At 46.9% G+C, this 25320-nt stretch carries 24 protein-coding genes; 19 read left to right on the top strand and 5 right to left on the bottom strand.

Annotation, left to right across the window (positions count from 1 at the left end; all coding sequences use genetic code 11):
* Window positions 1–293 precede the first annotated feature (293 nt).
* The 5 genes from UL82_RS08690 (at window position 294) to UL82_RS08670 (ending at window position 5198) form a co-directional block, all read left to right on the top strand.
* Complete coding sequence (locus UL82_RS08690) at window positions 294–1772, top strand: methylmalonyl-CoA carboxytransferase subunit 5S (RefSeq protein WP_046440446.1); 1479 nt, start codon at window positions 294–296, stop codon at window positions 1770–1772.
* 13 nt (window positions 1773–1785) lie between these two features.
* Window positions 1786–3342 (top strand): acyl-CoA carboxylase subunit beta, encoded by a 1557-nt coding sequence (locus UL82_RS08685; protein WP_046440444.1) that lies wholly within the window; start codon window positions 1786–1788, stop codon window positions 3340–3342.
* Between the two features lie 12 nt (window positions 3343–3354).
* A complete protein-coding gene (locus tag UL82_RS08680; RefSeq protein WP_046440442.1) occupies window positions 3355–3627 on the top strand; it encodes a hypothetical protein in 273 nt (90 codons plus the stop codon).
* An 8-nt stretch (window positions 3628–3635) separates the two neighbouring features.
* Window positions 3636–4004, top strand: a complete 369-nt coding sequence (locus tag UL82_RS08675; protein WP_046440440.1) for a biotin/lipoyl-containing protein — start codon at window positions 3636–3638, stop codon at window positions 4002–4004.
* Window positions 4005–4106: 102 nt separating this feature from the next.
* Window positions 4107–5198 (top strand): S1 family peptidase, encoded by a 1092-nt coding sequence (locus UL82_RS08670; RefSeq protein WP_052735927.1) that lies wholly within the window; start codon window positions 4107–4109, stop codon window positions 5196–5198.
* Window positions 5199–5300: 102 nt separating this feature from the next.
* Here UL82_RS08670 and hisN read toward each other — a convergent pair whose 3' ends face one another.
* Window positions 5301–6116 (bottom strand): histidinol-phosphatase, encoded by an 816-nt coding sequence (gene hisN / locus UL82_RS08665; RefSeq protein WP_046440439.1) that lies wholly within the window; start codon window positions 6114–6116, stop codon window positions 5301–5303.
* Window positions 6113–6934: an inositol monophosphatase family protein gene (locus tag UL82_RS08660; RefSeq protein ID WP_046441426.1), complete on the bottom strand. Its 822-nt coding sequence runs from the start codon at window positions 6932–6934 to the stop codon at window positions 6113–6115. Before UL82_RS08660 ends, hisN begins: the two co-directional genes overlap by 4 nt.
* A gap of 135 nt (window positions 6935–7069) precedes the next feature.
* Here UL82_RS08660 and prfB point away from each other — a divergent pair, with 135 nt between their 5' ends.
* The 14 genes from prfB to UL82_RS08590 all read left to right on the top strand — a co-directional run bounded on the left by prfB (window position 7070) and on the right by UL82_RS08590 (window position 19055).
* Complete coding sequence (gene prfB, locus UL82_RS08655; protein ID WP_046440436.1) at window positions 7070–8176, top strand: peptide chain release factor 2; 1107 nt, start codon at window positions 7070–7072, stop codon at window positions 8174–8176.
* Window positions 8177–8322: 146 nt separating this feature from the next.
* On the top strand, window positions 8323–9012 hold the full coding sequence (gene ftsE / locus UL82_RS08650) for a cell division ATP-binding protein FtsE (RefSeq protein ID WP_046440434.1): 690 nt from the start codon (window positions 8323–8325) through the stop codon (window positions 9010–9012).
* Window positions 9013–9048: 36 nt separating this feature from the next.
* Entirely contained in the window at window positions 9049–9951 is a 903-nt protein-coding gene (gene ftsX, locus UL82_RS08645; protein WP_046440433.1) for a permease-like cell division protein FtsX, read from the top strand.
* A 65-nt stretch (window positions 9952–10016) separates the two neighbouring features.
* Window positions 10017–10511, top strand: coding sequence for an SsrA-binding protein SmpB (gene smpB / locus UL82_RS08640; protein WP_046440432.1), 495 nt, complete (start codon window positions 10017–10019; stop codon window positions 10509–10511).
* Between the two features lie 726 nt (window positions 10512–11237).
* Window positions 11238–11582: an isopeptide-forming domain-containing protein gene (locus tag UL82_RS08635; RefSeq protein WP_046440431.1), complete on the top strand. Its 345-nt coding sequence runs from the start codon at window positions 11238–11240 to the stop codon at window positions 11580–11582.
* 54 nt (window positions 11583–11636) lie between these two features.
* Complete coding sequence (locus UL82_RS08630; protein ID WP_126363889.1) at window positions 11637–11936, top strand: pilin N-terminal domain-containing protein; 300 nt, start codon at window positions 11637–11639, stop codon at window positions 11934–11936.
* 45 nt (window positions 11937–11981) lie between these two features.
* Window positions 11982–12794: a SpaH/EbpB family LPXTG-anchored major pilin gene (locus UL82_RS08625; protein ID WP_046440429.1), complete on the top strand. Its 813-nt coding sequence runs from the start codon at window positions 11982–11984 to the stop codon at window positions 12792–12794.
* Between the two features lie 149 nt (window positions 12795–12943).
* A complete protein-coding gene (locus UL82_RS08620; RefSeq protein WP_046440427.1) occupies window positions 12944–13858 on the top strand; it encodes a class C sortase in 915 nt (304 codons plus the stop codon).
* A complete protein-coding gene (locus UL82_RS08615) occupies window positions 13855–14181 on the top strand; it encodes a hypothetical protein (protein WP_046440425.1) in 327 nt (108 codons plus the stop codon). The genes UL82_RS08620 and UL82_RS08615 overlap by 4 nt, the downstream gene beginning before the upstream one ends.
* Window positions 14123–14701: a pilin N-terminal domain-containing protein gene (locus UL82_RS08610; protein WP_046440423.1), complete on the top strand. Its 579-nt coding sequence runs from the start codon at window positions 14123–14125 to the stop codon at window positions 14699–14701. Before UL82_RS08615 ends, UL82_RS08610 begins: the two co-directional genes overlap by 59 nt.
* Window positions 14702–14843: 142 nt before the next feature.
* Window positions 14844–15125 carry a hypothetical protein gene (locus UL82_RS11080; protein WP_126363883.1) on the top strand — a complete coding sequence of 94 codons (282 nt, stop codon included), beginning with the start codon at window positions 14844–14846 and terminating at the stop codon, window positions 15123–15125.
* Window positions 15126–15128: 3 nt separating this feature from the next.
* Window positions 15129–16370, top strand: a complete 1242-nt coding sequence (locus tag UL82_RS08600) for a hypothetical protein (protein WP_046440419.1) — start codon at window positions 15129–15131, stop codon at window positions 16368–16370.
* A 95-nt stretch (window positions 16371–16465) separates the two neighbouring features.
* Window positions 16466–16807 (top strand): hypothetical protein, encoded by a 342-nt coding sequence (locus UL82_RS08595; protein ID WP_126363880.1) that lies wholly within the window; start codon window positions 16466–16468, stop codon window positions 16805–16807.
* Between the two features lie 10 nt (window positions 16808–16817).
* Window positions 16818–19055 carry a prealbumin-like fold domain-containing protein gene (locus tag UL82_RS08590; protein ID WP_046440415.1) on the top strand — a complete coding sequence of 746 codons (2238 nt, stop codon included), beginning with the start codon at window positions 16818–16820 and terminating at the stop codon, window positions 19053–19055.
* Between the two features lie 277 nt (window positions 19056–19332).
* Here the strand turns inward: UL82_RS08590 and UL82_RS08585 are convergent, their stop codons facing one another.
* The 3 genes from UL82_RS08585 to UL82_RS08575 are packed head-to-tail and all read right to left on the bottom strand — an operon-like array spanning window position 19333 to window position 25180.
* Window positions 19333–22458: a type I restriction endonuclease subunit R gene (locus UL82_RS08585; RefSeq protein WP_046440413.1), complete on the bottom strand. Its 3126-nt coding sequence runs from the start codon at window positions 22456–22458 to the stop codon at window positions 19333–19335.
* Window positions 22455–23615 (bottom strand): restriction endonuclease subunit S, encoded by a 1161-nt coding sequence (locus UL82_RS08580; RefSeq protein ID WP_046440411.1) that lies wholly within the window; start codon window positions 23613–23615, stop codon window positions 22455–22457. The genes UL82_RS08585 and UL82_RS08580 overlap by 4 nt, the downstream gene beginning before the upstream one ends.
* On the bottom strand, window positions 23612–25180 hold the full coding sequence (locus UL82_RS08575; RefSeq protein ID WP_046440410.1) for a type I restriction-modification system subunit M: 1569 nt from the start codon (window positions 25178–25180) through the stop codon (window positions 23612–23614). Before UL82_RS08575 ends, UL82_RS08580 begins: the two co-directional genes overlap by 4 nt.
* Window positions 25181–25320 lie beyond the last annotated feature (140 nt).

Below are 25320 nucleotides of genomic sequence, written 5' to 3'. Positions count from 1 at the left end.
TGCGGAATCTTTGGTTAATGTGATTATGTGTGTGTTTATGTCTACGAATGCGTGATAGATGCCCGTTCGGATCTTAAAAACTACACCCGTTTTAATGATTTGAGAGATACTTCACAACCTGCATGTATTTGGTGTTTAAATGTGGGATTTTTTCGATGAGCTGCGGATTTTTGCTTGAGATAACTGTTTTGTTTATGTTGGTTTCTGTTTGTTTTGGCGGGTGTGATTTTAAACGAGATAAAAATGGGGTAAAGGTTCTGCATTAGGGGGAAAATACGCATACATTGTGAACTATGAGTCCGAGAACAATTGGAGTGACCGAAGTCGCTCTGCGCGATGCGCACCAGAGCCTATTTGCCACTCGCATGGCCATGGAAGACATGGTCGATGCTTGCGAGGATATTGATAAGGCGGGATTCTGGTCCGTGGAGTGCTGGGGTGGCGCTACATTTGATGCCTGCATCCGCTTTTTAAATGAAGATCCGTGGAAGAGGCTGCGTACCTTCCGTGAATTGATGCCTAATTCTCGTTTGCAAATGTTGCTGCGAGGCCAGAACCTGCTAGGTTACCGCCACTATGAAGATATGGTGGTTGATAAGTTCGTCGAAAAGAGCAAGGAAAACGGTATGGATGTTTTCCGCGTTTTCGATGCTTTGAACGATCCTCGCAACCTTGAACACGCTATGGCAGCGGTGAAGAAAGTTGATGGACACGCGCAGGGCACTATCTGCTATACCGTAAGCCCACTGCACACGGTGGAAGGATATATCGAACAAGCTGGTCGTTTGCTTGATATGGGTGCAGATTCTATTGCCTTGAAGGATATGGCAGCCCTATTAAAGCCACAGCCAGCCTATGACATTATTCGCGGTATTAAGGATACCTATGGTGATGTGCAGATTAACGTGCACTGCCACTCCACCACTGGCGTTACCTTAGTTACTTTGATGAAGGCTATCGAAGCGGGCGCAGATGTGGTCGATACTGCAATTTCTTCGCTCAGCTTAGGTCCAGGACACAACCCAACCGAGTCCTTGGTGGAAATGCTGGAGGGCACCGACTATAACACCGATCTAGATATGGATCGCTTGGTTAAAATTCGTGACCATTTCAAAGCAATTCGTCCGAAGTATAAGGAATTCGAGTCAAAGACTTTAGTTGATACCGGCATTTTCCTTTCCCAGATTCCAGGCGGCATGCTTTCCAACATGGAAAGTCAGCTCACTGCCCAAGGTGCTGGGGATCGTATCGACGAAGTGATGGCTGAAGTTCCTCGCGTACGTAAAGACGCTGGCTATCCACCGTTGGTAACCCCAAGTTCTCAGATTGTTGGCACCCAGGCTGTGTTCAACGTACTAATGGGTCGCTATAAGGTAATGACCGCCGAGTTCGCTGATCTTATGCTCGGCTACTACGGTGAGTGCATTGGTGAGCGCGACCCAGAGCTGATCCAGCAGGCTGCGGCTCAAACAAAGAAGGATCCGATTACCACCCGTCCTGCGGATCTGCTTGATCCTGAGTGGGATAACCTGGTTGAAGAAGCAAGCAAATTGGAAGGCTTCGACGGCACTGACGAGGATGTGCTCACCAACGCACTGTTCCCAGGTGTTGCCCCAGGCTTCTTTAAGACCCGCGATGAAGGTCCAAAGAACGTGGGCAAGGATCCATCGAAGATGAAGAAGCGCGACAATGAAGCCGTGCTGGAACCAATTACTTATAAGGTCACTGTTGGCGGTCGTTCCCAGACTGTCATGGTAGAGCCAGCTGAATAAGGAGAAAACCCTAATGGCTAAAGAACTTTCTATGGCCGAGCGCCTTGAGCAGCTGGCTAAAGCCCGCGAAGAGGTCATGCTCGGTGGCGGACAGTCGAAGATCGACAAGCAGCACGAAAAAGGCAAACTAACCGCTCGTGAGCGTATCGACGCATTGGTCGATAAGAACACCTTCCGTGAAACCGGTATGTTCGCTAAACACCGCACCACCCATTTTGGCATGGATAAGGCGGTAGCACCTGCTGATGGCGTGGTTACCGGCTCGGGTACTGTTTATGGACGTCCAGTACATATTGCCTCGCAAGATTTCACCGTTATGGGTGGTTCTGCTGGTGAGACACAGTCGAATAAAGTTGCTGCAATGATGGAGGCATCGGCAACCACTGGTACTCCATTTATCTTTATCAACGATTCTGGTGGAGCTCGCGTACAGGAAGGCATTGACTCCCTGTCTGGCTATGGCAAGGTGTTCTACCAAAACGTTTTGCTTTCCGGTTTAGTACCACAGATTTCTATTATCGCTGGACCATGTGCTGGTGGTGCTGCGTATTCGCCAGCTTTGACCGATTTCATTATCCAGACCCGCCAGGCAAATATGTTCATTACTGGCCCTGGTGTGATCAAGTCTGTTACCGGCGAAGATGTGACTTCCGAGCAACTTGGTGGTGCCGATGCACATATGACTAAAGCCGGCAATATCCACTTCATCGCAGACAATGATGAGCAAGCTGTGCTTATCACCCAGAAGCTACTTAGCTTCCTGCCACAGAACAACACTGAGGAACCACCAATCGTGGATCCTGATCCAGTGGTAGAACCCGATGAAGAACTGCGTGATATTGTGCCCGTCGACGGCAAGAAAGGCTATGACGTCCGTGAGGTTATTACTCGCGTCGTCGATCATGGCGACTTCCTTGAAGTCCAGGCCGGTTATGCAATGAACTTGGTTGTTGGCTTTGCTCGTATTGTCGGTCGTACCGTCGGTATTATCGCTAACCAACCAAATGTTATGTCCGGTGTATTGGACATCAACTCCTCCGATAAGGGCAGCCAGTTCATCCGTTTCTGTAACGCCTTTAATATCCCATTGGTTACCTTTGTTGATGTACCTGGCTTTATGCCTGGTGTGGCTCAGGAACATGGCGGTATTATTCGCCACGGTGCGAAGATGCTTTATGCTTACTCTGCTGCTTCCGTGCCAAAGGTAACTATTGAGCTACGCAAGTCCTATGGCGGCGCGCACTTGGCTATGTGCTCTAAGGATCTTGGTGCCGATCGAGTATTCGCCTGGCCTACCGCAGAGATTGCTGTGATGGGTGCCGATGGTGCTGTGAATGTGGTCTTCCGCAAAGAAATTGAAAATGCTGAGGATCCCGCTACTAAGCGTGAAGAGCTTATCCAGATGTACAAGGATACGTTCTCTACTCCATTTATGGCTGCATCCCGTGGTTTGGTTGATGACATTATTGATCCTGCTGAGACGCGTCTGCATATTGCCGATGCACTTGGCATCCTTGCTGATAAGCGCGTTACCCGTCCTGCCAAGAAGCACGGCCTAGGCCCGGTATAAGGAGAAACGTTCATGAGTGAGCTTTCTAATGCTGAGCTTGTCAAGCTGGTCAATACCTTGACCGAACGCCTCGATAAAGCTGAGGCGGAAATCCTAGAGCTGCGACGGCGCTCAGATGCGTCTATCCCAGAAGACATAGTTATTGCTATCTCGGCAGCAGTATCTGCGTTTTTGGGTAATCGCGGCAAGATCAAGGCTGTGCATTATGCAACACGCCATCACACCTGGGCTGCGCAAGGACGTCAAAACGTCCAGCGCCGCACTATCGCACAAACCAAGATGTAGGGACACAAATGAAACTCAATGTGACTGTAAACGGCATTGCCTACCAGGTCGATGTCGAAGTTGAAGAGGAGCAGCGCCAGCTTGGTTCCATCGTCTTCGGTGGCCCTGGTGCAGGCGGAAGCAATTCCGCAGAACCTTCTAACGCTAGCGTTCAAGGCGTAGCTGCTAATGCAGTAGTTGCACCGCTCGCCGGTAGCGTATTTAAGATTCTCGTCGAAGTAGGCGAGGAAATTGAAGCAGGTCAGGTTCTTCTGATCCTTGAGGCTATGAAGATGGAAACCGAGATCACTGCTCCTAATGCGGGTGTCGTTTCGGCAATTAATGTTGCCGTCGGCGATCCTGTTCAAGGTGGTCAGGGACTTATTGAAATCGACTAAGTCTTTTTCCGTGCGGGATATGTGAAAAACTTGTTTTTCATGACAAGATAGATAAACATATTAATCCGTTGGAATATCTCATCAGAGAGGCTTAAAAAGGCCATGGGCTCGTCGCTTCGTCGTAACACAGTAATTGCATTGGTTTGTACTACTTTGTATGCGGGAGTGATACCACCAGTTCATGCGCTAGATCTTCCTAAGGTCGCGGATGCTGCTACGCAGCTGTCTGCGGCCTTTGGCATACCGCTTTCAGAAGAAGACACTGCTGCTCTCGATCAGATCCAATACGATATGGAGCAGCACGTTTCTCAAGTAATCGATGAGATTGAGCGGAATGCTTTTAATGTCGATGCCCACTTGCAACCTGCACCGCAAACTCAGTTTGACCCAACTGCCCAACAAGCAACACCAACCAAAGAAGAATTTCGTCCTATTGTTGATGGGCCAAACTACCACTGGCACTATGACATTGGTTCACGCGTTGCTGCACAAAGCCTAGACCCAGTATTGCAGCGTGTTGCAGGTTCTTATTTTAACCAGCCGGATGTACCACCAGAGTCGCTTCGCTTTGAAGCCGAAGGTATCTCGCTCTATGGGCCAGGAACCCCGGTATATGTTGGTGATAGTCATTTGTGTACTATCGCCGCCACTGGTACTGATGAACAAGGACGCAAAGTTGCTATTACCGCCGGACACTGCGGTCAAGTAGGCGATACGGTGACTTCTGCTGATTCTTGGCGAATCGGTGCTAGCGGCACAGTGGTTTCTCGTGGCGAAACCTTGGACTATTCCGTTATTGAACTGGGCTCCAATGCTGCAATTACCACAAGCTACAGTGGTATATCCATTGATGGTTTAGGTGGAAATCAAGCTGAGGGAACAGAAATTACCTGCAAACAAGGTATCGCAACCGGTACTACCTGTGGCCTAACATGGTTAGCTAACCAACGTACAACCGTTACCCAAATATGTGCTGGACCTGGTGATTCCGGTGCACCAGTATTAAGAGACGGCAAGGTAGTTGGCGTTGTCTCTGGCGGGTTGTTCCCACACACTGATTTCGCTTGCCGTACTCCGTGGCAAGGAGCGCTTCATGCTCCAACGGTGCATACAAATATGGATGCCATTTTGGCTGATATTAATACTGGTAACGGAGTAGGTAAGAATTTCCGCTTAACTCCAATTACTCAGTGAAATAGTTTAGTCCTCCTGGAAAAGTGCCCACAAGGATAATTCTTGTGGGCACTTTCTATAGTTTCTATATCGCCGCTGTAGTTCTCGGTAGTAAATAGACTCTTAAGGTTGGAGTAGCGTGCGGACTTCTTCATGCAGATAACCATTAGTTGCTAAGGCACTACCACCATGCGGGCCAGCTGCTCCGGCTAATGAGGTAAAGGTACCGCCGGCTTCTTCTACCAAAATAGTAAGTGCGGCGAGATCCCATAGAGATACTTCTGGTTCGGCAGTAATATCGACAGCTCCTTCAGCAACAAGACAATAAGAGAAGAAATCGCCAAATCCGCGTAGTCGCCAGGTTTTATCCGATAGCGCGTAGAAGTTATCCCGAAGGTTGCGCTGATCCCAGCCGCTGAGAGAAGAAAAAGAAACAGAAGCGTCGCTGAGTTTTTCTACTTTAGACACCGCTAACTTTTTAGGATTGCCACCACATACACTGCGCCAGGCACCAGCGTTATGGGCGGCCCACCACCGACGGCCAAGCGCAGGGGCAGAAACTACGCCGACCACTGGGCGACCGTCGACAAGCAAAGCAATAAGTGTTGCCCACACTGGTACACCACGAACAAAATTTTTGGTGCCGTCGATAGGGTCGATAATCCATTGGCGCCCGGTGAAACTAACGTCACCACCGAATTCTTCTCCGAGGATGGCATCGTGTGGTCGGTGAGTAGTGATTTGTTCGCGCAAGATGCGCTCGCATTCAAGATCGGCATCGGAGACCGGGGTCATATCTGGTTTGGCTTTGATATTAAGATCAGCGGCTTCAAAGCGGGAAAGTGTGAGCTGATCGGCACGTTCGGCCAGTTGACAGGCAAACTCTAAATCAGCAGTGAATTCGGAGTTATCGGAAACAGAGTTGTGCGTGGTGGTCATGAATTTTCCTTTATCAATGCTGCGATAGTGTCTACGGTTTTTTTATTTCCGGCTAAACTCCAGGTTACTCCGGCAGCATCTAATTGGATGGCCTTACCACCTGCTCCAAGGACGAGGGCTTTCCCGGGCAGCCAATCCCAGCTAGGGCAGGAGTGTTGTAAATAAGCACCTAAGCTACCATCGGCGACACTAGCTAGATCAACACTTCCAGAGCCAAGCATCCGCCAGGATAAAAATTGGCTAGCAATAAAAAGCCACAGATCACGGGGGGTATGCGTATTTAGTAATGGGGGATGAAGGTAGGTGGAAAGGGCGATTTTTTCTGGGGGTGTAGGAGTAAGCGCGGGTAGTTTTTTCCCATCACGAGTAGTAGGAATATCTGGTCCACCAAACCAGGTATATCCCATGGCTGGTCGGTGAACCGCACCAAAATGAAGCTTCTCAGGGTTGTCGGGGGAACCAGATATTAAGGCAATGGCACTACACCAATAGTCAGAGCCAGAAACAAAATTGTAGGTGCCATCTACTGGATCAATCACCCAGGTTTTTCCGCTGCGTGAATGACGTTGGGTGCCTTCTTCGCCATAGACTCCATCTTCTGGGCGGACAATCTCTAATACGGTAGCAATAAATTTTTCTGCTGCTCGGTCTGCTTCGGTGACTACATCGGCAGCGTTTTTCTTTGTGTCTACTGATATTCCTTGTTCACGCATGCGCCAAGCAAGTCGACCAGCATTAAAAACTAAGGCTTGGGCGAGGTGTTCATCGCTATCGCGTTCATGAGCAACTGCGAAAGTCTTGGCAATAGTTGCAATCATCTCTTCGAAATTATGTGCTTGTGCTAATGGGCTTGGATTTTCTGGGGTAGCAGTCATGTCCAATATCATAGGGGTTTAGCGCTACAGGAACAGGCGTTAGGTGGCTTAGTAGGCAAGTGGGTAGAATCATTGCTTATGCGACTGGATATTTCTCACGCTTTGCAGGAACTTGACACTACTTTGACCACTATTGAAAAGGTTATGGATCCAGAGGAAATGTCGATACGCGTGCGTGAGCTCGAAGCCCAGGCAGCGGATCCTTCTCTATGGGATAGCCCAGAACATGCACAACAGGTAACCACTGAACTATCAGGGGTGCAAGCGCAGTTGAAAAAGATTACTTCTTTAAGGCAGCGTTTAGACGATATGCCAGTGATGTATGAACTTGCCGAAGAAGAAGGTGAGGGCACAGAGCTTGCCGACGAAGAACTTGCGGATCTACGCGAGGAAATCGAAGCATTAGAAGTAAAAACCATGCTTTCGGGTGATTATGATGCCCGTGAAGCAATGATCAATATCCGCTCCGGAGCCGGTGGTACAGAAGCTGCCGACTGGGCAAATATGCTCATGCGCATGTATATCCGGTGGGCAGAAAAAAATGGGCACAAGGTCGACATTTATGATGTCTCCTATGCTGAAGAAGCCGGAATTAAATCGGCAACTTTCGTGGTGCATGGTGAGTATATGTATGGCCAGCTTTCAGTAGAACAAGGTGCCCACCGGCTGGTTCGCACGAGCCCATTTGATTCCCAGGCTCGCCGGCACACCTCTTTTGCAGAGGTCGAAGTGCTTCCCGTCGTGGAGCAAACTGACCATATTGATATCCCTGATTCCGAGGTACGCGTTGATGTGTATCGTTCCTCTGGCCCTGGTGGGCAATCGGTAAATACCACCGACTCGGCGGTGCGATTAACCCATATTCCGACTGGAATTGTGGTGACCTGCCAGAATGAGAAGTCTCAGATTCAGAATAAAGCTTCGGCCATGCGGGTATTGCAAGCTAAGTTGCTAGAGCGTAAGCGTCAAGAAGAGCAGGCAGAACTTGATGCATTAGGTGCCGGTGGCAATGCTAGCTGGGGTAATCAAATGCGGTCATATGTATTGCATCCGTATCAGATGGTTAAGGATCTGCGTACTAATTATGAGGTCAATGATCCTTCCAAGGTGCTCGATGGCGATATCGATAAGTTCTTGGAAGAAGGTATTCGCTGGCGAATGGCACAGCAACGTGGGTTGTCATAGCTAAAGGTAAGGCGCACGATACTTGTCGACGTAATAACCGTCGAAGTATGTGTGTCTAAACTTTTACCCATAAACCCATTAGTCACATGAATCACTTATATATACTTACGTTTCATTTATCTGGGGTTTTCGCTACACTTTCTTAGGTGATCACTTTTGATAATGTCACCAAGTTGTACAAGACATCGACCCGGCCAGCACTCGATGATGTGTCACTGACCATTGAAAAAGGTGATTTTGCCTTTCTTATCGGCCCATCCGGATCGGGCAAATCGACTTTTCTCCAGTTGATGATTAGGGAGACTAATCTCAGCAGTGGTGATGTATATATCGAGGATTTCCATGTTAATAAGTTGCGTGGCCGCCAGATTAATAAACTGCGTCAACGCATTGGTTATGTGTTCCAGGATTTTCGGTTATTGCAGCAAAAAAACGTGTATGACAATGTTGCTTTTGCCCTAGAGGTAATTGGTACCAAGAAAGATAAGATTGCCAAAATGGTGCCGGAGACCTTAGAGATGGTTGGTCTTTCAGCAAAAATGGATCGCATGCCTCAAGAACTTTCTGGTGGTGAGCAGCAACGAGTAGCAATTGCTCGTGCCACAGTGAATAGACCACTGTTGTTATTAGCTGATGAACCAACCGGCAACCTTGATCCAGATACTTCAGATGAGATCATGGTTTTGCTGAACCGGATTAATCGAGCGGGCACCACCGTTGTTATGTCCACGCACAATGCTCGTGCTGTTAACGATATGCGTCGTCGAGTAATTGAATTGCGGCTAGGTAAATTGATCCGTGATGATGCGCATGGTGTATACGGCGAAGCGCAATAGATGCGGAAAACTGATAAGGATAGTGACAACAAGACGATGAGCTTTTTTTATGTTATCCGTCAAGCCATTGCTGGACTTGGCCGCAATATTACCATGACTATTGCGTTAATCATCACCACGGCTATTTCTTTAGCTCTATTAGCAGCAGGTTTTTTGGTTACCCATATGACCGAAAAAACCAAGGAGATCTATCTTGATCGTGTGGAGGTAATGGTTCAATTAGATGAGGAGATCTCGACAACAGATCAGGATTGCTCTTCGCAAAACTGTAAGCAGGTGCGGGAGTTATTAGAAGGTCAAGATGGGATCGAAGCGATTACTTATCGTTCGCGAGAGCAGTCGTATCAGCGTTTTGTGGAAGTTTTCCAAGATACTGATCCTCTATTGGTTGCAGAGACTTCTCCGGATGCATTGCCAGCTGCTTTGCATGTGCGCTTAGAAGATCCTTTGAATACCGCTCCGCTTGATCCGGTGCGTGATTTAATGCAGGTGAGCTCGATTGTTGATCAGGTTGATGACCTTCGTGGGGCGACAGATAACCTTGATGCGCTGCGTAATGCAACATTTCTTTTTGCCGGTGTGCAGGCAATCGCAGCTATTTTCTTGATCGCTAATATGGTGCAGATTGCTGCGTTTAATCGTCGAGAAGAAATCTCGATTATGCGTATGGTGGGTGCATCACGGTGGTACACGCAGGCACCTTTTGTTTTAGAGGCAATTATCGCGGTGCTTTTTGGCTCCGTGCTTGCTGGTGTGGCACTTTTTGCGGGGAATAAGTGGGTCATTGATGGTGCGTTGCGTAACCTTTATGATTCACAGCTGATCGCACGTATTACTAGCGTAGATATTTGGACAGTGCTGCCCATTGTCGGTCTTGTTGGCATTATTTTTGCGGCTTTGACCGCGCAAGCAACCCTGCGGTGGTACGTGCGTAAATAGCATATGCATGCTTTACGACGGTAGGAAAAGCCAGAAGTAAAAAGAAGCGCTAGACTAGGAATATTATGGCGAAAAAGACTAAGAAAGAAAAAAACGCCAACCGGGTGGTTGCGACCAACCGTAAAGTCCGTCACGAGTTTAATATTCTGACTACTTATGAGGCAGGCGTGCAACTTGTTGGCACCGAAGTGAAGTCACTGCGTGAGGGAAAGTGCTCAATTGTTGATGCCTTTGCCACTATCGACGAGGGTGAGGTGTGGTTGCGCAACCTGCATATTCCAGAGTATTCGATGGGGCATTGGACTAACCACAAGCCGATGCGAAATCGAAAGTTACTGTTACATCGCTATGAGATTGATAGTCTTTTGGGTAAGGTGCGCGAAGGAAATAAAACTCTCATTCCATTGTCTTTATATTTTAAGGACGGCCGTTTGAAATGCGAGTTGGGTCTTGCCCAGGGTAAACAGAACTATGATAAACGGCAAGATATTAAACGGCGTACCGAAGAGCGAGAAGTTATTCGTGAAGTTGGCCGACGGATAAAAGGGATCAATGCCTAACCTGATATAAGGTTCTTCGTTAAGTGGGTTTCAACGCTTTAAAGAGCGTTAAAACCCACTTTTTTGTTGGCTATTTTTCTAGGCTGTACCGGAGAGGGTAGCTTTCTGCTAGCGATAGCACCGATAGAAAAGCTGTATCTGGTGGCTCGAGAAGGTCATTTTCTAGATAGATTTTCCTTAATAATTCGGGAGAAGGTGTGGGGGAATAGGTAGAAAAGATAAAGCAATTATTGCGGTATCAAACGTTTGTGATGGAAGAAAATATTTTTTTATTTAAAAACTTTTTTACTTTCGGTATTGGTTGGGTTCGAGTTGAACCGGATTTAAACCGGGTTTTTGAGCGTAATTCATAATCTACAGCTATTTATTTTGTGTGCAGAAATTAAAAAATTTCCCCGATATTCGAGAAAATTTTAATCGATTTCCCTACTCAAATTGGTAATTAAAAGCAATCGTTTGAAGTATTTATATTTACTGGCGAAAACCTTTTCATTATTATCTAATGAATAAGTACGGCATACCCTGACCAGGGGCAATAATATTTTCTTGTACCAATTTCCATTAGGAAATTCGCAGATTTGATATTAATCTGCGTCCAACCCCAATTTAGTTTTTCTCTAGGTAAGACTTTTTGAGAAACTTTTTCCTCGGATATTGCGTGGGGTGAATCCAATTCCAGATCAACGCGTCTTACATTTTGTGTGGCGCTATTCAAAGGTTAATCTTATGAATCTTTTCAAAAAGACTCTCTGTGTTGCTATCACAAGCGGCATACTGTGGGGCAGTTGTAGCATTGGTATGCCGACTGCTCTGGCTCAAGACGCAGCGGCAACCGTTGGTGTGGCCGTAGGGAGTTTGGAGAAACTTCCCAAAGAAAATCTTTCTTTGGTTATCCACAAATATGCAAACAATAACCCTGGTACTGCTGGTAACGGTACAAAGCTTGAAGATGTAAGTAGTTTAGGTGCTTCTTTGCCGGGTGCTGAGTTTAAAATTGAGCGGGTCAAAGATGTTGACCTAACTACCCAGGTGGGGTGGTTGAGAGCGGAAGAGCTTCAAAAGGTGCCATAGTTTTGACTGATACCAGTTTTGAAAATGCAATAACTGGTACGACAGATGATAACGGTGAGTACACATTTAGTGGTTTTTTCTATTGGCTTGTACCGGGTTACTGAGACCAAGGCTCCAGCAGGACACCGTGTTACTGCGCAACCCTTTTATGTAGCGCTTCCTCTGACGGATCCGACAAAGCTCAATGAGTGGCTGTCAACGGTTCATGTCTATCCAAAGAACAATAAAGCTGCTGATGATGGTAAGAAGACGGTCAATGATACCAAATCACTTATCGATGGAAAGGTAATTAAATATCAGATTAATCAGCCGCTTGAGCAGCGTGCTGAAGGATCTCAGCCACGGTCTCGCTAGATCATTTCCGATTTCTATCCAAATGATCGACTTACCTACCAGTCATTGACTGTTGATGGGTTTGAAGAAAATACTGATTACACTATTGACACTAATACTGAGGGGGTTGTACAGGTTGTTTTCACTCCAGCTGGTTTGAAGAAGATTGATGACAAATCTCGACAAGCTGATCAGAAGATTCAAGTAGATCTGCAATTTAAAGTCGTTAATGCTGAAAACAAGAACGATAAGGTTGTTAACCGTTTCAAGGTAGTTGAGAAGTTCAGGCAAACACCGGTTGATCCGGATAATCCTTATGCACCGGAAGATCCAGATTCTAATGATCCGGATCCAACCGATCCGCCGGCAGAACCAGACCCAGGTTCAGACAATCCGTGGCCGAAGTCTTATTTCGGTGCTGTTGACATCGTGAAGGCAGATTCCAGTCAGAAGCGGCTTGAGGGCGCAGTATTTGATTTGTACACCTGTGATGCTCAAGGAGATCTTAAAGGTAAGGCTCTGCGTACCGGAATCGTTAGTGATAACACAGCTAAGCCTGAGATCAACCAGCTACGTGTGAACGACTGGGAAAATAATGCACTTGTTCTTGAAGATCAGCGTTCCTACTACTGCTTGGTAGAAAACAAAGCACCAGAGGGCTACGAGTTGAGTTCACAGCCGATCCGCTTCCAGGTTTTGCGTGGTCAGCAGACTGAGACCATTGCTTTGACTAGTGTCAATGTGGTTGATGTGCCAAGTAATGCTGGTTTCAAGTTGTCACTTACTGGTGGTACCGGCATCTTTGTCATGCTGCTTGCCGGTGGTGCCATTCTTATTGTAGGTCGTGGTTTCGCACTTTATAGCCGTCGTAAAGCTTAAAAGTAGCTAGCTCGCCGAGTCTTATCTATCGGCAAAGAAAAGCTAGTTTAACCACAGCTTTCTTTGCCAGATGTGGCTCGTATCTTTCGAAATATTTCATCCAGGTGAGTAATGCACTGGATACTCGCTAGCAAGGACACCCTCGTTTTATGTCTACTGCGCTTGAAAATTCTCGGCCTTGTCATAGGGCGGAATTAGGAAAAAACAAGGCACAAAAGCAAGCCAGATTATCACTGGTCGTTACTATCATTGGGATTATAGTTTTGCTTTACCCAGTTGTTGCCACACTGGTAGAAAACTATCGTCAATCTGGTGCAGTTGAGGTGTACACCGATAGTATTCAGGAATTTAGTCCTGAGGAACTTACTACATCGGTGGATAATGCTCGACAATGGAACCAAATAAACCAAGGTGGGCCCCTTTTAGATCCCTGGCTAGCGCGTGTTTCGGAAGATAATGAGGCATATCAAAATTATCGTGCACAATTGAATCTTATTGAGATCATGGGTCGGGTATCCATTCCCTCGATTAATTCAGATTTACCGATTTATCATGGCACTACCGAAGAGGTACTCAAAAAAGGCATTGGCCATATGTTTGGCAGTGGGCTTCCAGTGGGCGGAACCAGTACCCATTCGGTACTGACCGGACATACTGGTCTCACCACCTCAACGTTGTGGGACAATCTTACCCGCGTGCAAATTGGGGATGCCGTGTATCTCGATGTGCATGGTGAACGCATGAAATATGAAGTGCACAGTATTGATATTGTGCTGCCCGAAGAAACAAGCTCCTTAGGAATCCAACCAGGCAAAGACCTTATTACTTTGATCACGTGTACTCCTTATAGCGTGAATTCACACCGGTTATTAGTACATGCCGAACGTGTTGCATTGGAAGAAACTGAAGATAAGCAAATCTTTTCTACAATTCGCACGCCATGGCAACCCTGGATGACCTGGATTCTTGTGGTCGTCGGCGTAGTTATCTTTTGGATGGTTATGGAGTGGTGGTTTAAAAAACGTAAAACAACACTGGGTGCAGTGGAAAGGCAAGAATCATGATGAAAAAACGTATAATACAAAAGTTATTTGCCATGATTATTGGGACGATAATGTTAGCTTTTACAGTGCCACAGACTGCTTACGCAACACCATTATCGCTTATCGACGCTACCCGCAGTGCTACCTTACGTATTCTTAAGTCCGCTGGGGATCCTTTAAGCCAATATGGAGATCCCAATAATCCTGACGCAGATCTTTCTTGCGAACCTATTAGCGGTATTGAGTTTCAGGTTGCCCGGGTAAAAGATGTTGATCTAAGTACTAATGAAGGCGGGCAAGCAGCAGAAAAAACTGCAGGAATGGCAATTTTATTCTGGTGGTGAACACGCCGATAAGTTGGTTGATCAACAGATAGCAACCACTGGTCAAGATGGGGTAGCGGTTTTCGAAAACCTACCATTAGGGCTGTACTACGTTACTGAGAACTACGCATCAGCACAGCGGCAGAATCTTTCTTTGGTGGCACCTTTTCTGGTTACTTTACCAACGACAAATGCTACCCGTGACGGGTGGGATTACGATATAACAGTAGCAGCAAAAGACCAGCTTATCGCAGCAACCAAGCAAGCTAATCGAACCTGTGTCACAGTAGGAGATACCGTTACTTATGGTATTTCTGGTAGTCTTCCTGCCCCAGATAAGGACGGCGTAATTACTCGCTACAGTATTGCTGATCCTTTGGCTGCCAATCATGTTTTAGTTCCAGATTCTTCGCAAGCATTTTTTAGCGATACACATAAGCAGAATTCCACACAAGAATTAGTAGCTGACGATTTTGAAGTAACCGTTGCTGCGGATAATGTGGCTCGTTTGAACCTTACCAATCTGGACTGGCTAAATTAGCCGCAGCACGTATGGGGAATCCTGGAATCCAATTAACCTGGACTTTTAAGGTAGTTTTGGAACATAAAATAGATAAAGTAGCCAATCAGGGCTGTATTATCCCGCCAGGTTATCCGGATTTTTCCCCAGAAAAAATTCAGGCGTGCCGACAAATAAAACCACAATTATTATGCCGTGCACCAAACCTATTATCCCGATTCCAATTCCTATCCCTATCCCAGATCCGCATAATCCAACACCATCACCAAATGCGATGTCTATGGTGGTAGTGCCACCGACTGAAACTAATAAACCTGAATCATCAGCTTTGCAGGCACGACTGGCGAATACCGGTATGTCACTTGAAGGGCTACTTATTAGTGCTATGGTGCTCAGCATCATAGGCCTGGTATCCGTGTTACGCAGCATAAAAAAGGATATATAAGCCATGAAACAAAATGTGTTTAAAAATTTTTCGACATTCATTCGCTTTATCGCTGTGTGCCTTATTCTTTTTATGTTGGCGATGATGATTCCATCAGTTGGAGCCCAAGATTATGAGGATAGTACCGAAGACATTGAAACGCTTTTCGACGATGATTCGGTTATCGCAGAGGATGAAGATGTAAGAACTACAGAAGAAAAACTAGTATCCCAAGAACTTATTGTGACGGATACTATAGAGTTTTCTTCACAACAAACTGATGACGGAAAATTCTTGCAGAAGTTAACACTGCAGGTTAATCCTAGTCTAGAACAAGAACGTGCATTAGGTATTGTGTCTTTGCTGCGTACTGGTTCTGATATTGCGATTGAAAATAGTATTGAAGCAGAAACTGAAGATGGTGAGCATGGCTTCGTTGCTGTTCGCTTGCCATATGGTGAAGAAAAGCAGTTGCTTTCCTTTGATGGTCTTTCCTTTAATGTTTCTGGTGGCGAAACTATTGTTATTACTTATATTACTGATATTGACGATAGTTCTGCACAGTGGAAGCTATATTCTGGATTAGATTCGGCGTTTGACGTCCAAGAAAAAGAAAAAGATCTTGCCTTTGGTTTCCGTTCTGTGACAAACACTAAAGCAGGCGAGCATCCCAATACACCAGGTCAGCCTAATACGCCAGAGATTTCGGATACTTATGTACCACTTCGCAATGGTAATGTTTTACAAAGTACCGACCGTAAACCGAGCTTGCCGCATCGTGGTGAGTTAACTGATCCTTCTTTTGGTGAAGATAGGAATGAGTCCAACGACTATTTGCATAAAGATAAGCCAACCTATCCGATCCGGAACCGAAACTGGGGTTTAGACTATTACAACGGCGGTGGTAATAAGGTTGATCGTCCAATTCGTGGGCCGCAGTGTTTGCATGATGAGACTAATTCTGGCCGCGCCTATGTATATAAAAATGGTGAACAAGGCCTATTTTATAGTCGCGATAATGTCCAATATGCATGGCGAGAAAATGGGAAAGACTCTAAGCCAGCCAGTGACCTTACCATGTGTGCCAGTGAGTTTCTCATGGGCGGTGGTTTTAATGATGGAGTCTTCTATGGTGCGGAATTCCATGCCACTGATGCCAGCTCCACCAGTATTGCTCATACTGCGAACTATAAAAATAGTGGTAAACCTTCTTTTAGCTTTTTATCGATGACATTCTTAATACCGAAGACCCTGGCTGGACAGTAACCCAAGGTAGAGTTACAAGTCGTACTGCACTTTATTTCGTTTCACCAGACGGAAAAATTGGTTTGATGGTAGAACAGAGTGCAAAAAATACCCTTATGCTGCGTTTTTATGATAACGCTCGGCTAGAAAACCTGAAGAGGGCTAATCAGAGTGCTTTTGACTATATCAATCAGATAGGTGTTCCTTATGAAATGCCTTTGATAGGTATTCGGGTACCTGGCTGGAAGCGCACAGTAATATCTTTTGGTACCACTGGCGAAGCTGCTAAGGGAGATAAATCCGATAAAACAGTCCAAATGACTGATACACAAGGATTTAATGCCTACCGGTCAGCGTATTTGACCCCAGTATGGGATCGGCAACCTGGCACAGAACCTGCAGATTTAACGGTAAAAAACTGTAGCAGCGCACGCAACTGCTACCGTACGTTTTATTGATTACACCATCGTGGTAGCAAATAACGATATTAATGATAAAAAAGCGCAGCAGCGTGAGTATAAGATCGTCGATAATCCGAAATTTACTACTGCAGCTCTCATCACCAAAGTGGTACGAGTAGATGGATCTGGCGCCGAGACCGAACTTGCAAAAACTGCAACCGGTTATCTGGTTGATCAGGGAACTATTGAGCCTAATACCTCTCAAACAGTTAAAGTACGCGTGTATTTTAACCTTGATGGTGACAATACGCAGTTACAGTGTAATTCCGAAGGTGCTGGGTATGGTGGCTTTAACCAAGTAGATGTTTCCTATAAAGAAAACAATGATGTGGTTGTAACTGATACTGCATGTGCACCAATCCCAGAAGCAGCACAGCTTAATTTTGCTAAAACAAATGCAAAAGTAGAAGAAGTAGATCACAATGAAGATCAACTTTTAGTCACTTATGATCTAGTAGTTACTAACCCAGAACAAGGTATTGCTCGTAATTATTATGAGCTTGTAGATACACCAGAATTTGTTTCTGGGGCAAAAATTACCGAGGTCAAATTAGCCTCTGCTCAATCAAGTACCGGCCAAGCACTAACTACTGTGCTTACTACTCCACTTGCACGTGGTGCAGGATGGCTGCTTACCCCAGCAAACACTATGATCGCGATTGCACCAGGGGAAACTCATACTTATAAGCTGCAGATTTTAGTAGATAAATTGCCGCCAACAGCTCCTGAGGAAACTATGACTTGTAATGAAGGACAAGCTCATCGTGGTTTGTACAACCGTGCCCACATAACAGTTCCTAGTGTTGAGGGGAAAAAAGAACTAAGTGATATTGATTGTGTTGATGCACAGAGTCAACCTGGAAAACTGAGCATTGATAAACAAGTTGTTCAAGTCTTGAATCAACATGGTAATGGTAATGCCCAGGTTGAATACAAGATCGTGGTAAGTAATGATGCCCCTGGTGCAATTGATCACCAGGTAAGTGTTACTGATATTCCACAATTTGGTGTTGCTGTTGGTGATCCTATTTCTTTTGAAAAGTGTAAGTCAGAAGATACAGACTATGAGAAGATTACTGGTACCAATGGCGTCTATATTCTAGATAATAAAGTACTAGCAGCTGGCCAACGCCTAGAATACTTTGTTCGAGTTACTTTTAAGCTGCCAAAGGTAGGTACCCCAGAAGAAGAGTTGCGTTGTAAGGATACGGGTAATGCTGGTCTTTTTAACAAAGCAGTAGCAACATATGGAGTTAAGGTAAAACGTTCAATTGAAGCTACCGCGTGTGAAAATATTCCTACCAATTTTGCTGATCCAACGATCAAAAAAACTGTTGATCAGGTAGTACCAGTAGCAGATCGTACCGGCTATAGCCAGGTGTATTACACCGTGCGAGTAGCTGCATCGGCAGATGCTCGGCAGCAAAAAGTAACGGTTATTGATAAGCCAGATTTTGGTGGGGTAACCATTGAAAGCCTAGAAATTGACCGTCAAGGCACCTGGACAAAGGTAACAGCAGATGGCGATAGCTATCATCTTGTAGAAGATCTGAATCTATCGCCCGATACTTTTGTAGAACTGAAAATTCGGGTGACCGTGCGTAATGCAGTAGTGTCGGCTTCAGCAGATGTATTGCAGTGCGTTGATGCAACACCAGGTAAAGGTTTATATAACCAGGTGGTTCTCAACTGGCCAGGTGGTTCTGCACAAGATGATGCCTGCGCACCAAGCCCACAAGATACTGCATTAGCTGAATTAGAAATAGAAAAAGTAACGAGTGCAGGTGAACAACTAGACCGTGGCTTAGGCTGGCAATTTAGTTTGTATTACTACGGTGAAGACGGAAAACAGCAAGGTAGCTTGGTATCTACCCTGAATGAAGACTCCACCTCCGGGCAGCCAAATTCGGTGACCACCGGAAAGATTCTGCGAGCCGGACATTACCAATTGGTTGAAACTAAAGCTCCAGAAGGCTACGAACTCTTGCCACAACCGGTAGATATTCAGCTTACTTTCGACGGCGATACTCCAAAGATGAATGCGAGTAACCAAGCTAATTTTCCTGGGGTCGAGCTTATACAGCGCGAACAACCAAGCGTGGGGGAAAAGATTTGGGTTATCCAGGTTGCTGATGTTCGACGTGGTGAATTGCCTCAAGCCGGTGGACGAGGCGTCGGGCTATTTGTGCTGGGAGCAGCGATGATCTTCGGTTGCGCGATGTGGTTGCGGCGTCGTAATAAATAAATTACGCGCACATCACTAAATAGCTATTTGTAGGGGATAAGTGAAAGCGCCACTTGTAAAAGTGGCGCTTTCACTGCATTTTAGTTGCAGTTAAGTTGGTTGCTTTTCGACGGCTTAGTTTTGGCAATAGACATATGTTTGGATAAAGCAAACGCATTACGTACTATGACAAAATTTCTGTGGGTAAAGGAGTTGGTCGATTACGTTTATAATCAATCAGCTTTAGTTACTTTCTATACCTCATAAGAGGCGAGGGGGCAGTACCGATTTTGTAACCTTAGGCATCAGTTTCACCTTTTGTAGTAAGTTCGAAGAAGCGCTTAAAAAATGCGTTGAATTTCTGAATGACACGTTGCTTCTTCTCACTATGTCCTCCACTCGCAGCGAAGCGAGATACAGGCGGGAGCATCTTCGTGATTTCGGTGCCAGTAGTACGGAGAACACCATCGCGGAATGCGATCTTGATGAATTCTCGGGTCGCATCGGCGCAGAGATTCTCCTCTTCAATAATTAACGCTAATTCCTCTTCCCGTTTGGCTGCGATAAATGCTTGCCACTCATCATCGATTGCGCCGTCCGCTGAGACGGCATCAACAAAGGCTTCGATGAGGTCTTTCTTACTACGTAGCGTCGGACTTGCATCAATAGCGCGACTAATCTCGGAACGGATCTCTTTGTTCTGGCCGTCACCAAACTGCTCCCGGTGTTTGGCGACGAGCATAAGAATATAGTCAACGTTGATTTCAACTTGTTTAATCAGTTCGATCTCGAAGACCACATCGTCATTGATGAGCTCTTTCTCAGCTGTTTTCTCCTTGCGAAACTCTGCATAAAGATCGAGGTAGAGACTACGGTAGTCCTGCCCTTGACGCTCAGTTAGCATCTCGTGACCAGCAAAGTCATCGAAAGAAGTAAGAATGTTCTCCAGCCGTAGGATCGCCCCGAACAGCTGAATAAAGTCCTTCTGTGCACTTTCTCCGACAATCTGCTCGCCGAGAGGGAAAGACTTGAGTAGCTCGGTGACTTTCTCAGCGTATTCGTCGTAGTAGTCGCTATAGGGTTTGAGCAGAACAACACCACAGGAATCCTTGTTGCCAAATAACTCCAAAGCAGCGGTGGTTTCTTCTTCGAGGTCTCGGAAAGCGACAATGTTACCGTACGTTTTAACGGAATTGAGAATACGGTTCGTACGCGAGTATGCCTGGATGAGGCCGTGAGCACGCAGGTTCTTGTCAACGAAAAGAGTGTTCAGCGTTGTCGCATCGAATCCAGTAAGGAACATGTTGACTACGATTACCAGGTCGAGTTCCCGGTTCTTAAGTCGCTGCGAAAGATCTTTATAGTAGTTCTGGAATCGATCAGCACTGGTGTCATAACTCGTGCCGAACAGATCGTTGTAATCTTGGATTGCATCTTCAAGAAATCCGCGAGCATCTAGGCTCAGGGAGCCAGTGTCGAATGCTTCGTCATCGAGGATTCCGTCATCGGCTGCTTCATTCGCACCGTAGGAGTAGATAAGACCAATCTTCAGGCGTTTGTCGGGCGGCAGTTGCTCCTGTTGAGTTTGGAAGGCATTGTAATAACGGCGAGCCGCGTCAATTGATGCGGTCGCAAAAATTGCGTTGAAACCTCGCACACGCTTGCGTTCACGCAATGCTTCCGCTTGCCGCCGTGTGCGGGTCGCCTCCGTCACGTTCATCACAACAGAGTGCTCGTAGCTAGAGGAACGCTTCGTTTTTTGATCGAAATGTTCCAATGTGTATCGGACGATATCGTCAATACGCTTCGGATCCAAAAGCGCCTTCTCTGCGTCAATTGCCGAGACCTGTTTGTCGATGACCGTACCGACCTTGATGGTGCTGACATAATCAATACGGAAGGGCAATACATTCTTGTCCGTGATCGCGTCAACGATCGTGTACGTATGCAGTTTCTCCCCGAATGCTTGCTCAGTAGTCTTGAGCTGTGGGTTGCCACCGGAACCGCTGTTCGCCGTGAAGATCGGTGTGCCGGTGAAACCGAAGATGTTGTACCGTTGGAACGACTGGATAATGTCGGTGTGCATATCCCCGAATTGGGAGCGGTGGCATTCGTCGAAGATAATTACCACATGCTGGTCGTAGACTGCGTGCTTCTTATTTGCTTTGATGAATGTCGATAGTTTCTGGATCGTCGTGATGATGATCCGTGTCCCTGGGTCTTCCAACTGTCGCTTCAGCACCGCTGTAGAAGTATTTGAGTTCGCCGCACCTTTCTGGAAACGGTCGTATTCGCGTATCGTCTGGTAGTCGAGATCCTTACGGTCCACGACGAAGAGCACTTTGTCTACGCTCGGCAGTGCCGAGGAGAGTTGAGCTGTCTTAAAACTTGTCAGTGTTTTGCCGGAACCGGTCGTATGCCACACATAGCCGCCAGCATCGACTGTACCGAGACGCTCGTAGTTCGTAGCAGTATCAATTCGCTGAAGAATTCGCTCTGTTGCAATGATCTGGTACGGGCGCATCACCAGCAGCATACGGTCTGCGGTTAGTACACAATACTTCGTCAGAATGCTTAACAAAGTGTGCTTGGTAAAGAAGGTTTTGATGAACGACGTGAGATCCTGGATCGGCTTGTTTTGCGCGTCTGCCCACCATGACGTGAACTCAAAGCTGTTTGATGTTTTCTTACCCGTCCCTGATTTCTGGCTCTCTTTAAGGCATTGGCTACGAGTGGTATTCGAGTAGTACTTCGTCAACGTACCGTTCGAGATCACGAACAGCTGCACGTACTCGAATAAGCCCGAGTCTGCCCAGAAACTGTCACGCTGATAACGGTCAATCTGGTTGAACGCCTCACGTATGTCCACACCGCGACGCTTCAACTCAACGTGCACCATCGGCAAACCATTAACGAGAACGGTTACATCGTAGCGGTTTGCGTAGCGGCCACCCGAGTTGCCCTTATCCGTAGGATCAGCACGGTCAACCTCATACTGGTTGATAACTTGCAGCCGATTGTTGTGAATGTTCTGCTTGTCCAGCAAGGTGATGTTCTTCGTTGAACCGTCATCACGCTTGAGCAACTGCACATGATCCTCTTGGATACGCACGGTTTTTTCTATGATGCCGTCATTCTTCCCAGCAATCACATTCTCGAAGAAGTCCCGCCACTCTGTATCGGAGAACGTGATGTGGTTCAGTGCTTCCAGTTGAGCACGCAGGTTCGAGACCAACTGCGCCTCGGAAGTGAGCGGCAGGTACTCGTATGCCTGCGACTCAAGGAGACGAATCATCTCACGCTCTAATGCAGCCTCCGACTGATACGCCCCGTCCTTTTTCGCATCGGGGATGTACTCGGCAACAACCGTGCTCTCGGACGAGACGGCAATCGGGTCATACTTGCGTGGGGTTGCTTCATTCATGCTGTGGCCTCCTTGAAGGTTAGCAGCTTGTCGCGGTAGTACTCATATTGCTTGCGGCGTGCTGAGATCTCGGCGGGGAGGCCGACAGAGATATCCTCTATCAAGGTTTCAAATCTGTCCAGAATTGCAACGATTTTTTTCTGGATTTCCAGGGGAGGAACGGGAATTCGCAAGGAATTTAAAACAGCCTGAGTTTGACTCGGAACACCGGCGGCTTGGTTCATTTCATTGAGTCTCATTGTAAGCAGCAGATAATAGACAAACTTGGGTTCCACCTGGGATAAATCAATCTCTGTTCGGAAAATGGTGTCAACAATCCAGAACGGTCCTTCAACATAAAAGATATTGCCGAGAGAACCTTTACGGGGAATCAATACTGATGGACCTTCTGCTGCGGCAGTATTGACGTAACGCATGATTCCACCGCTACCATAGACAGGGATGCTGCCGTCTCCGAGCAACTTATGGTCTTTGCCGTTCTTGATTTGCAATACTTTGCCCAGCATCTTGAATTCGCCCCCCGTTTCAGGGAAAGTTAACAGTTGATTGCGGTAGTACTCGTACTGTTTCTTCCGAGCCTCCAGCTCCGCCTCCAGCTCCGCCTCCAGCTCCGCCTCCAGCTGGGTAAACTCATCTAATATTCTCACAATTTCTCGCTGAACCTCGAGAGGCGGCACGGGGATTCTTACTATTGCTAGTTGCTTCGCAGAAACGTCGATTACTTTTGTACCCGTCGCAAGCTTTCGCTTCTGCACGGAGAAGTCTTTTGATGCAAACCAATATGCAAGATACTTCGGCTCCTGATCGTGCTTGATGACTGTGGCGTGACCGCCGGTAACGATTGTTTCGACTCCGAGCCAGGCAAGCGCTTTCCCAACATCATCAATATTCTCGCTCGTGTTCGTGATGATAATGTCACCCGGAGCAACCTTAGCAAGCTTTACTGCTGTTTCTGCGGACACAAATGATAGCGTCTCGGTTGCCCACACTCCATAGTGCGTATAGATCTGACCATAGTGAATCGCACCGACACCTTTATCGGTTAGAACAGCCTTTGGCATACCGTTACCCCGCACAATTTGTGCGATATCTCCGAGCGCCTTGAACTCGACACCGTCGGGACATAGTTCCGTGATCAGTTCATCAATGCGACTCATTTGGTACCCTCCAGGTCAGCGACGATGACATCAATGGAGGTGCGCAGTTCGGCCTGGCGCGCGACGATACGCGCGATCTCAGTATTGAGTTCCGTAATATTGATGACCTCGCGGGTATCTTCTTGTTCAACGTATGACGATACGGCGATGTTGTAATCGTTGGCGGCAATGTCCTCGTTCGGCACAAGCTTTGCAATGTACTCAACGTCTTCTCGGGTAGCGAAGTGTTTCAGGATTTGCTTTTGATTATCCGGCAGCAGTTTATTCTTATTCCCAACCCGCGAGAACTCGGCAGAAGCGTCAATGAAGAGCACTGCATTGTCGGTCTTGGATTTCTTCAGCACGATAATGCACGTGGCGATGGTAGTGCCGAAGAACAAATCAGGCGGCAACTGGATCACGGTATCCACATAGTTGTTGTCGATCAGGTACTTGCGGATCTTCCGTTCAGCGCCACCTCGATACAACACACCCGGGAACTCAACAATAGCCGCAGTGCCATTCACGGCAAGCCAGGACAGAATGTGCATCGTGAATGCCAGATCAGCCTTTGATTTCGGCGCGAGCACACCAGCGGGAGCAAAACGCGAATCATTAATAAGCAACGGGTTTGCATCCCCCTCCCACTTAATCGAGTAGGGTGGGTTGGAGACGATCGCCTCGAACGGCTCGTCGTCCCAATGGTGTGGGTCTGTCAGAGTGTCACCGTGCGCGATGTCGAATTTCTCGTAATTCACATCGTGCAAGAACATGTTGATTCTGGCCAGGTTGTAGGTAGTTAGGTTAATTTCCTGACCGTAGAAACCTTGACGAACGTTATCTTTACCGAGAACTTTTGCAAATTTCAGCAGCAAGGATCCAGATCCGACAGCGGGATCGTAAACCTTATTTACCTGTGTTTTGCCATGAACGGTGATACGAGCCAACAGTTCGGAGACTTCCTGGGGAGTGTAGTATTCGCCACCGGATTTACCTGCTTGTGAGGCGTACATCTGCATGAGATATTCGTAGGCATCACCGAACAAGTCGATCGAGTTGTTCTCGAAATTCCCCAGTGGTAAATCACCAATTGCATCAAGCAGCTTCACGAGCTTCTCATTGCGCTTAGCAACCGTCGGACCCAACTTAGAACTGTTGACATCAAGATCATCAAACAATCCTTTGAGATCGTCTTCGGCGTCGGTACCGACGGCAGAACCTTCAATGTTTTTAAACGCTCGTTCCAAGGTCTCGTTCAGGTTCTCGTCGCGGGAAGCGCGTTTACGCACATTCTGGAACAATTCCGAAGGCAGGACGTAGAAACCTTTCTCCTCCACCGTTACAGCGCGACCGTACTCAGCATTTTCATCGGACAAGAGCGCGTAGTCGAAGTCTTCATCGCCTGCATTGTGTTCGCCTTTGTTGATATAGGCTGTCAGATTCTCAGAAATGAAACGATAGAACAGCATGCCGAGCACATACGCTTTGAAATCCCAACCATCCACCGATCCGCGTAGATCATTTGCGATTCGCCAGATTGTCTTGTGTAATTCAGCGCGTTGTCCTTCTTTGTCGGTTGGTGTCATATAGTCCATCTCCTGCGCCGAAGGCGCGTCTCAAGTTGTTCTCGAATGCAGATTTCACATTACCTATAGCCCTCAGACCTTACTAAAATGCCGCGCCGCTTGGGATGAGTTGTACAGTTGCCGGCGGAAAACCAGAAGGC

The sequence above is a fragment of the Corynebacterium kutscheri genome (assembly GCF_000980835.1).
Lineage (GTDB): Bacteria > Actinomycetota > Actinomycetes > Mycobacteriales > Mycobacteriaceae > Corynebacterium > Corynebacterium kutscheri.
Note: the sequence above shows the minus strand (reverse complement) of the source record. Positions and strands in the feature narration are given on the sequence as shown.

Coding starts and splice junctions, on each gene's coding strand:
- UL82_RS08690 (WP_046440446.1), top strand. CDS start 294: ATGAGTCCGAGAACAATTGGAGTGACCGAAGTCGCTCTGCGCGATGCG.
- UL82_RS08685 (WP_046440444.1), top strand. CDS start 1,786: ATGGCTAAAGAACTTTCTATGGCCGAGCGCCTTGAGCAGCTGGCTAAA.
- UL82_RS08680 (WP_046440442.1), top strand. CDS start 3,355: ATGAGTGAGCTTTCTAATGCTGAGCTTGTCAAGCTGGTCAATACCTTG.
- UL82_RS08675 (WP_046440440.1), top strand. CDS start 3,636: ATGAAACTCAATGTGACTGTAAACGGCATTGCCTACCAGGTCGATGTC.
- UL82_RS08670 (WP_052735927.1), top strand. CDS start 4,107: ATGGGCTCGTCGCTTCGTCGTAACACAGTAATTGCATTGGTTTGTACT.
- hisN (WP_046440439.1), bottom strand. CDS start 6,116: ATGACCACCACGCACAACTCTGTTTCCGATAACTCCGAATTCACTGCT.
- UL82_RS08660 (WP_046441426.1), bottom strand. CDS start 6,934: ATGATTGCAACTATTGCCAAGACTTTCGCAGTTGCTCATGAACGCGAT.
- prfB (WP_046440436.1), top strand. CDS start 7,070: ATGCGACTGGATATTTCTCACGCTTTGCAGGAACTTGACACTACTTTG.
- ftsX (WP_046440433.1), top strand. CDS start 9,049: ATGAGCTTTTTTTATGTTATCCGTCAAGCCATTGCTGGACTTGGCCGC.
- smpB (WP_046440432.1), top strand. CDS start 10,017: ATGGCGAAAAAGACTAAGAAAGAAAAAAACGCCAACCGGGTGGTTGCG.
- UL82_RS08635 (WP_046440431.1), top strand. CDS start 11,238: ATGAATCTTTTCAAAAAGACTCTCTGTGTTGCTATCACAAGCGGCATA.
- UL82_RS08620 (WP_046440427.1), top strand. CDS start 12,944: ATGTCTACTGCGCTTGAAAATTCTCGGCCTTGTCATAGGGCGGAATTA.
- UL82_RS08615 (WP_046440425.1), top strand. CDS start 13,855: ATGATGAAAAAACGTATAATACAAAAGTTATTTGCCATGATTATTGGG.
- UL82_RS08610 (WP_046440423.1), top strand. CDS start 14,123: ATGAAGGCGGGCAAGCAGCAGAAAAAACTGCAGGAATGGCAATTTTAT.
- UL82_RS08600 (WP_046440419.1), top strand. CDS start 15,129: ATGAAACAAAATGTGTTTAAAAATTTTTCGACATTCATTCGCTTTATC.
- UL82_RS08595 (WP_126363880.1), top strand. CDS start 16,466: ATGCTGCGTTTTTATGATAACGCTCGGCTAGAAAACCTGAAGAGGGCT.
- UL82_RS08585 (WP_046440413.1), bottom strand. CDS start 22,458: ATGAATGAAGCAACCCCACGCAAGTATGACCCGATTGCCGTCTCGTCC.
- UL82_RS08580 (WP_046440411.1), bottom strand. CDS start 23,615: ATGAGTCGCATTGATGAACTGATCACGGAACTATGTCCCGACGGTGTC.
- UL82_RS08575 (WP_046440410.1), bottom strand. CDS start 25,180: ATGACACCAACCGACAAAGAAGGACAACGCGCTGAATTACACAAGACA.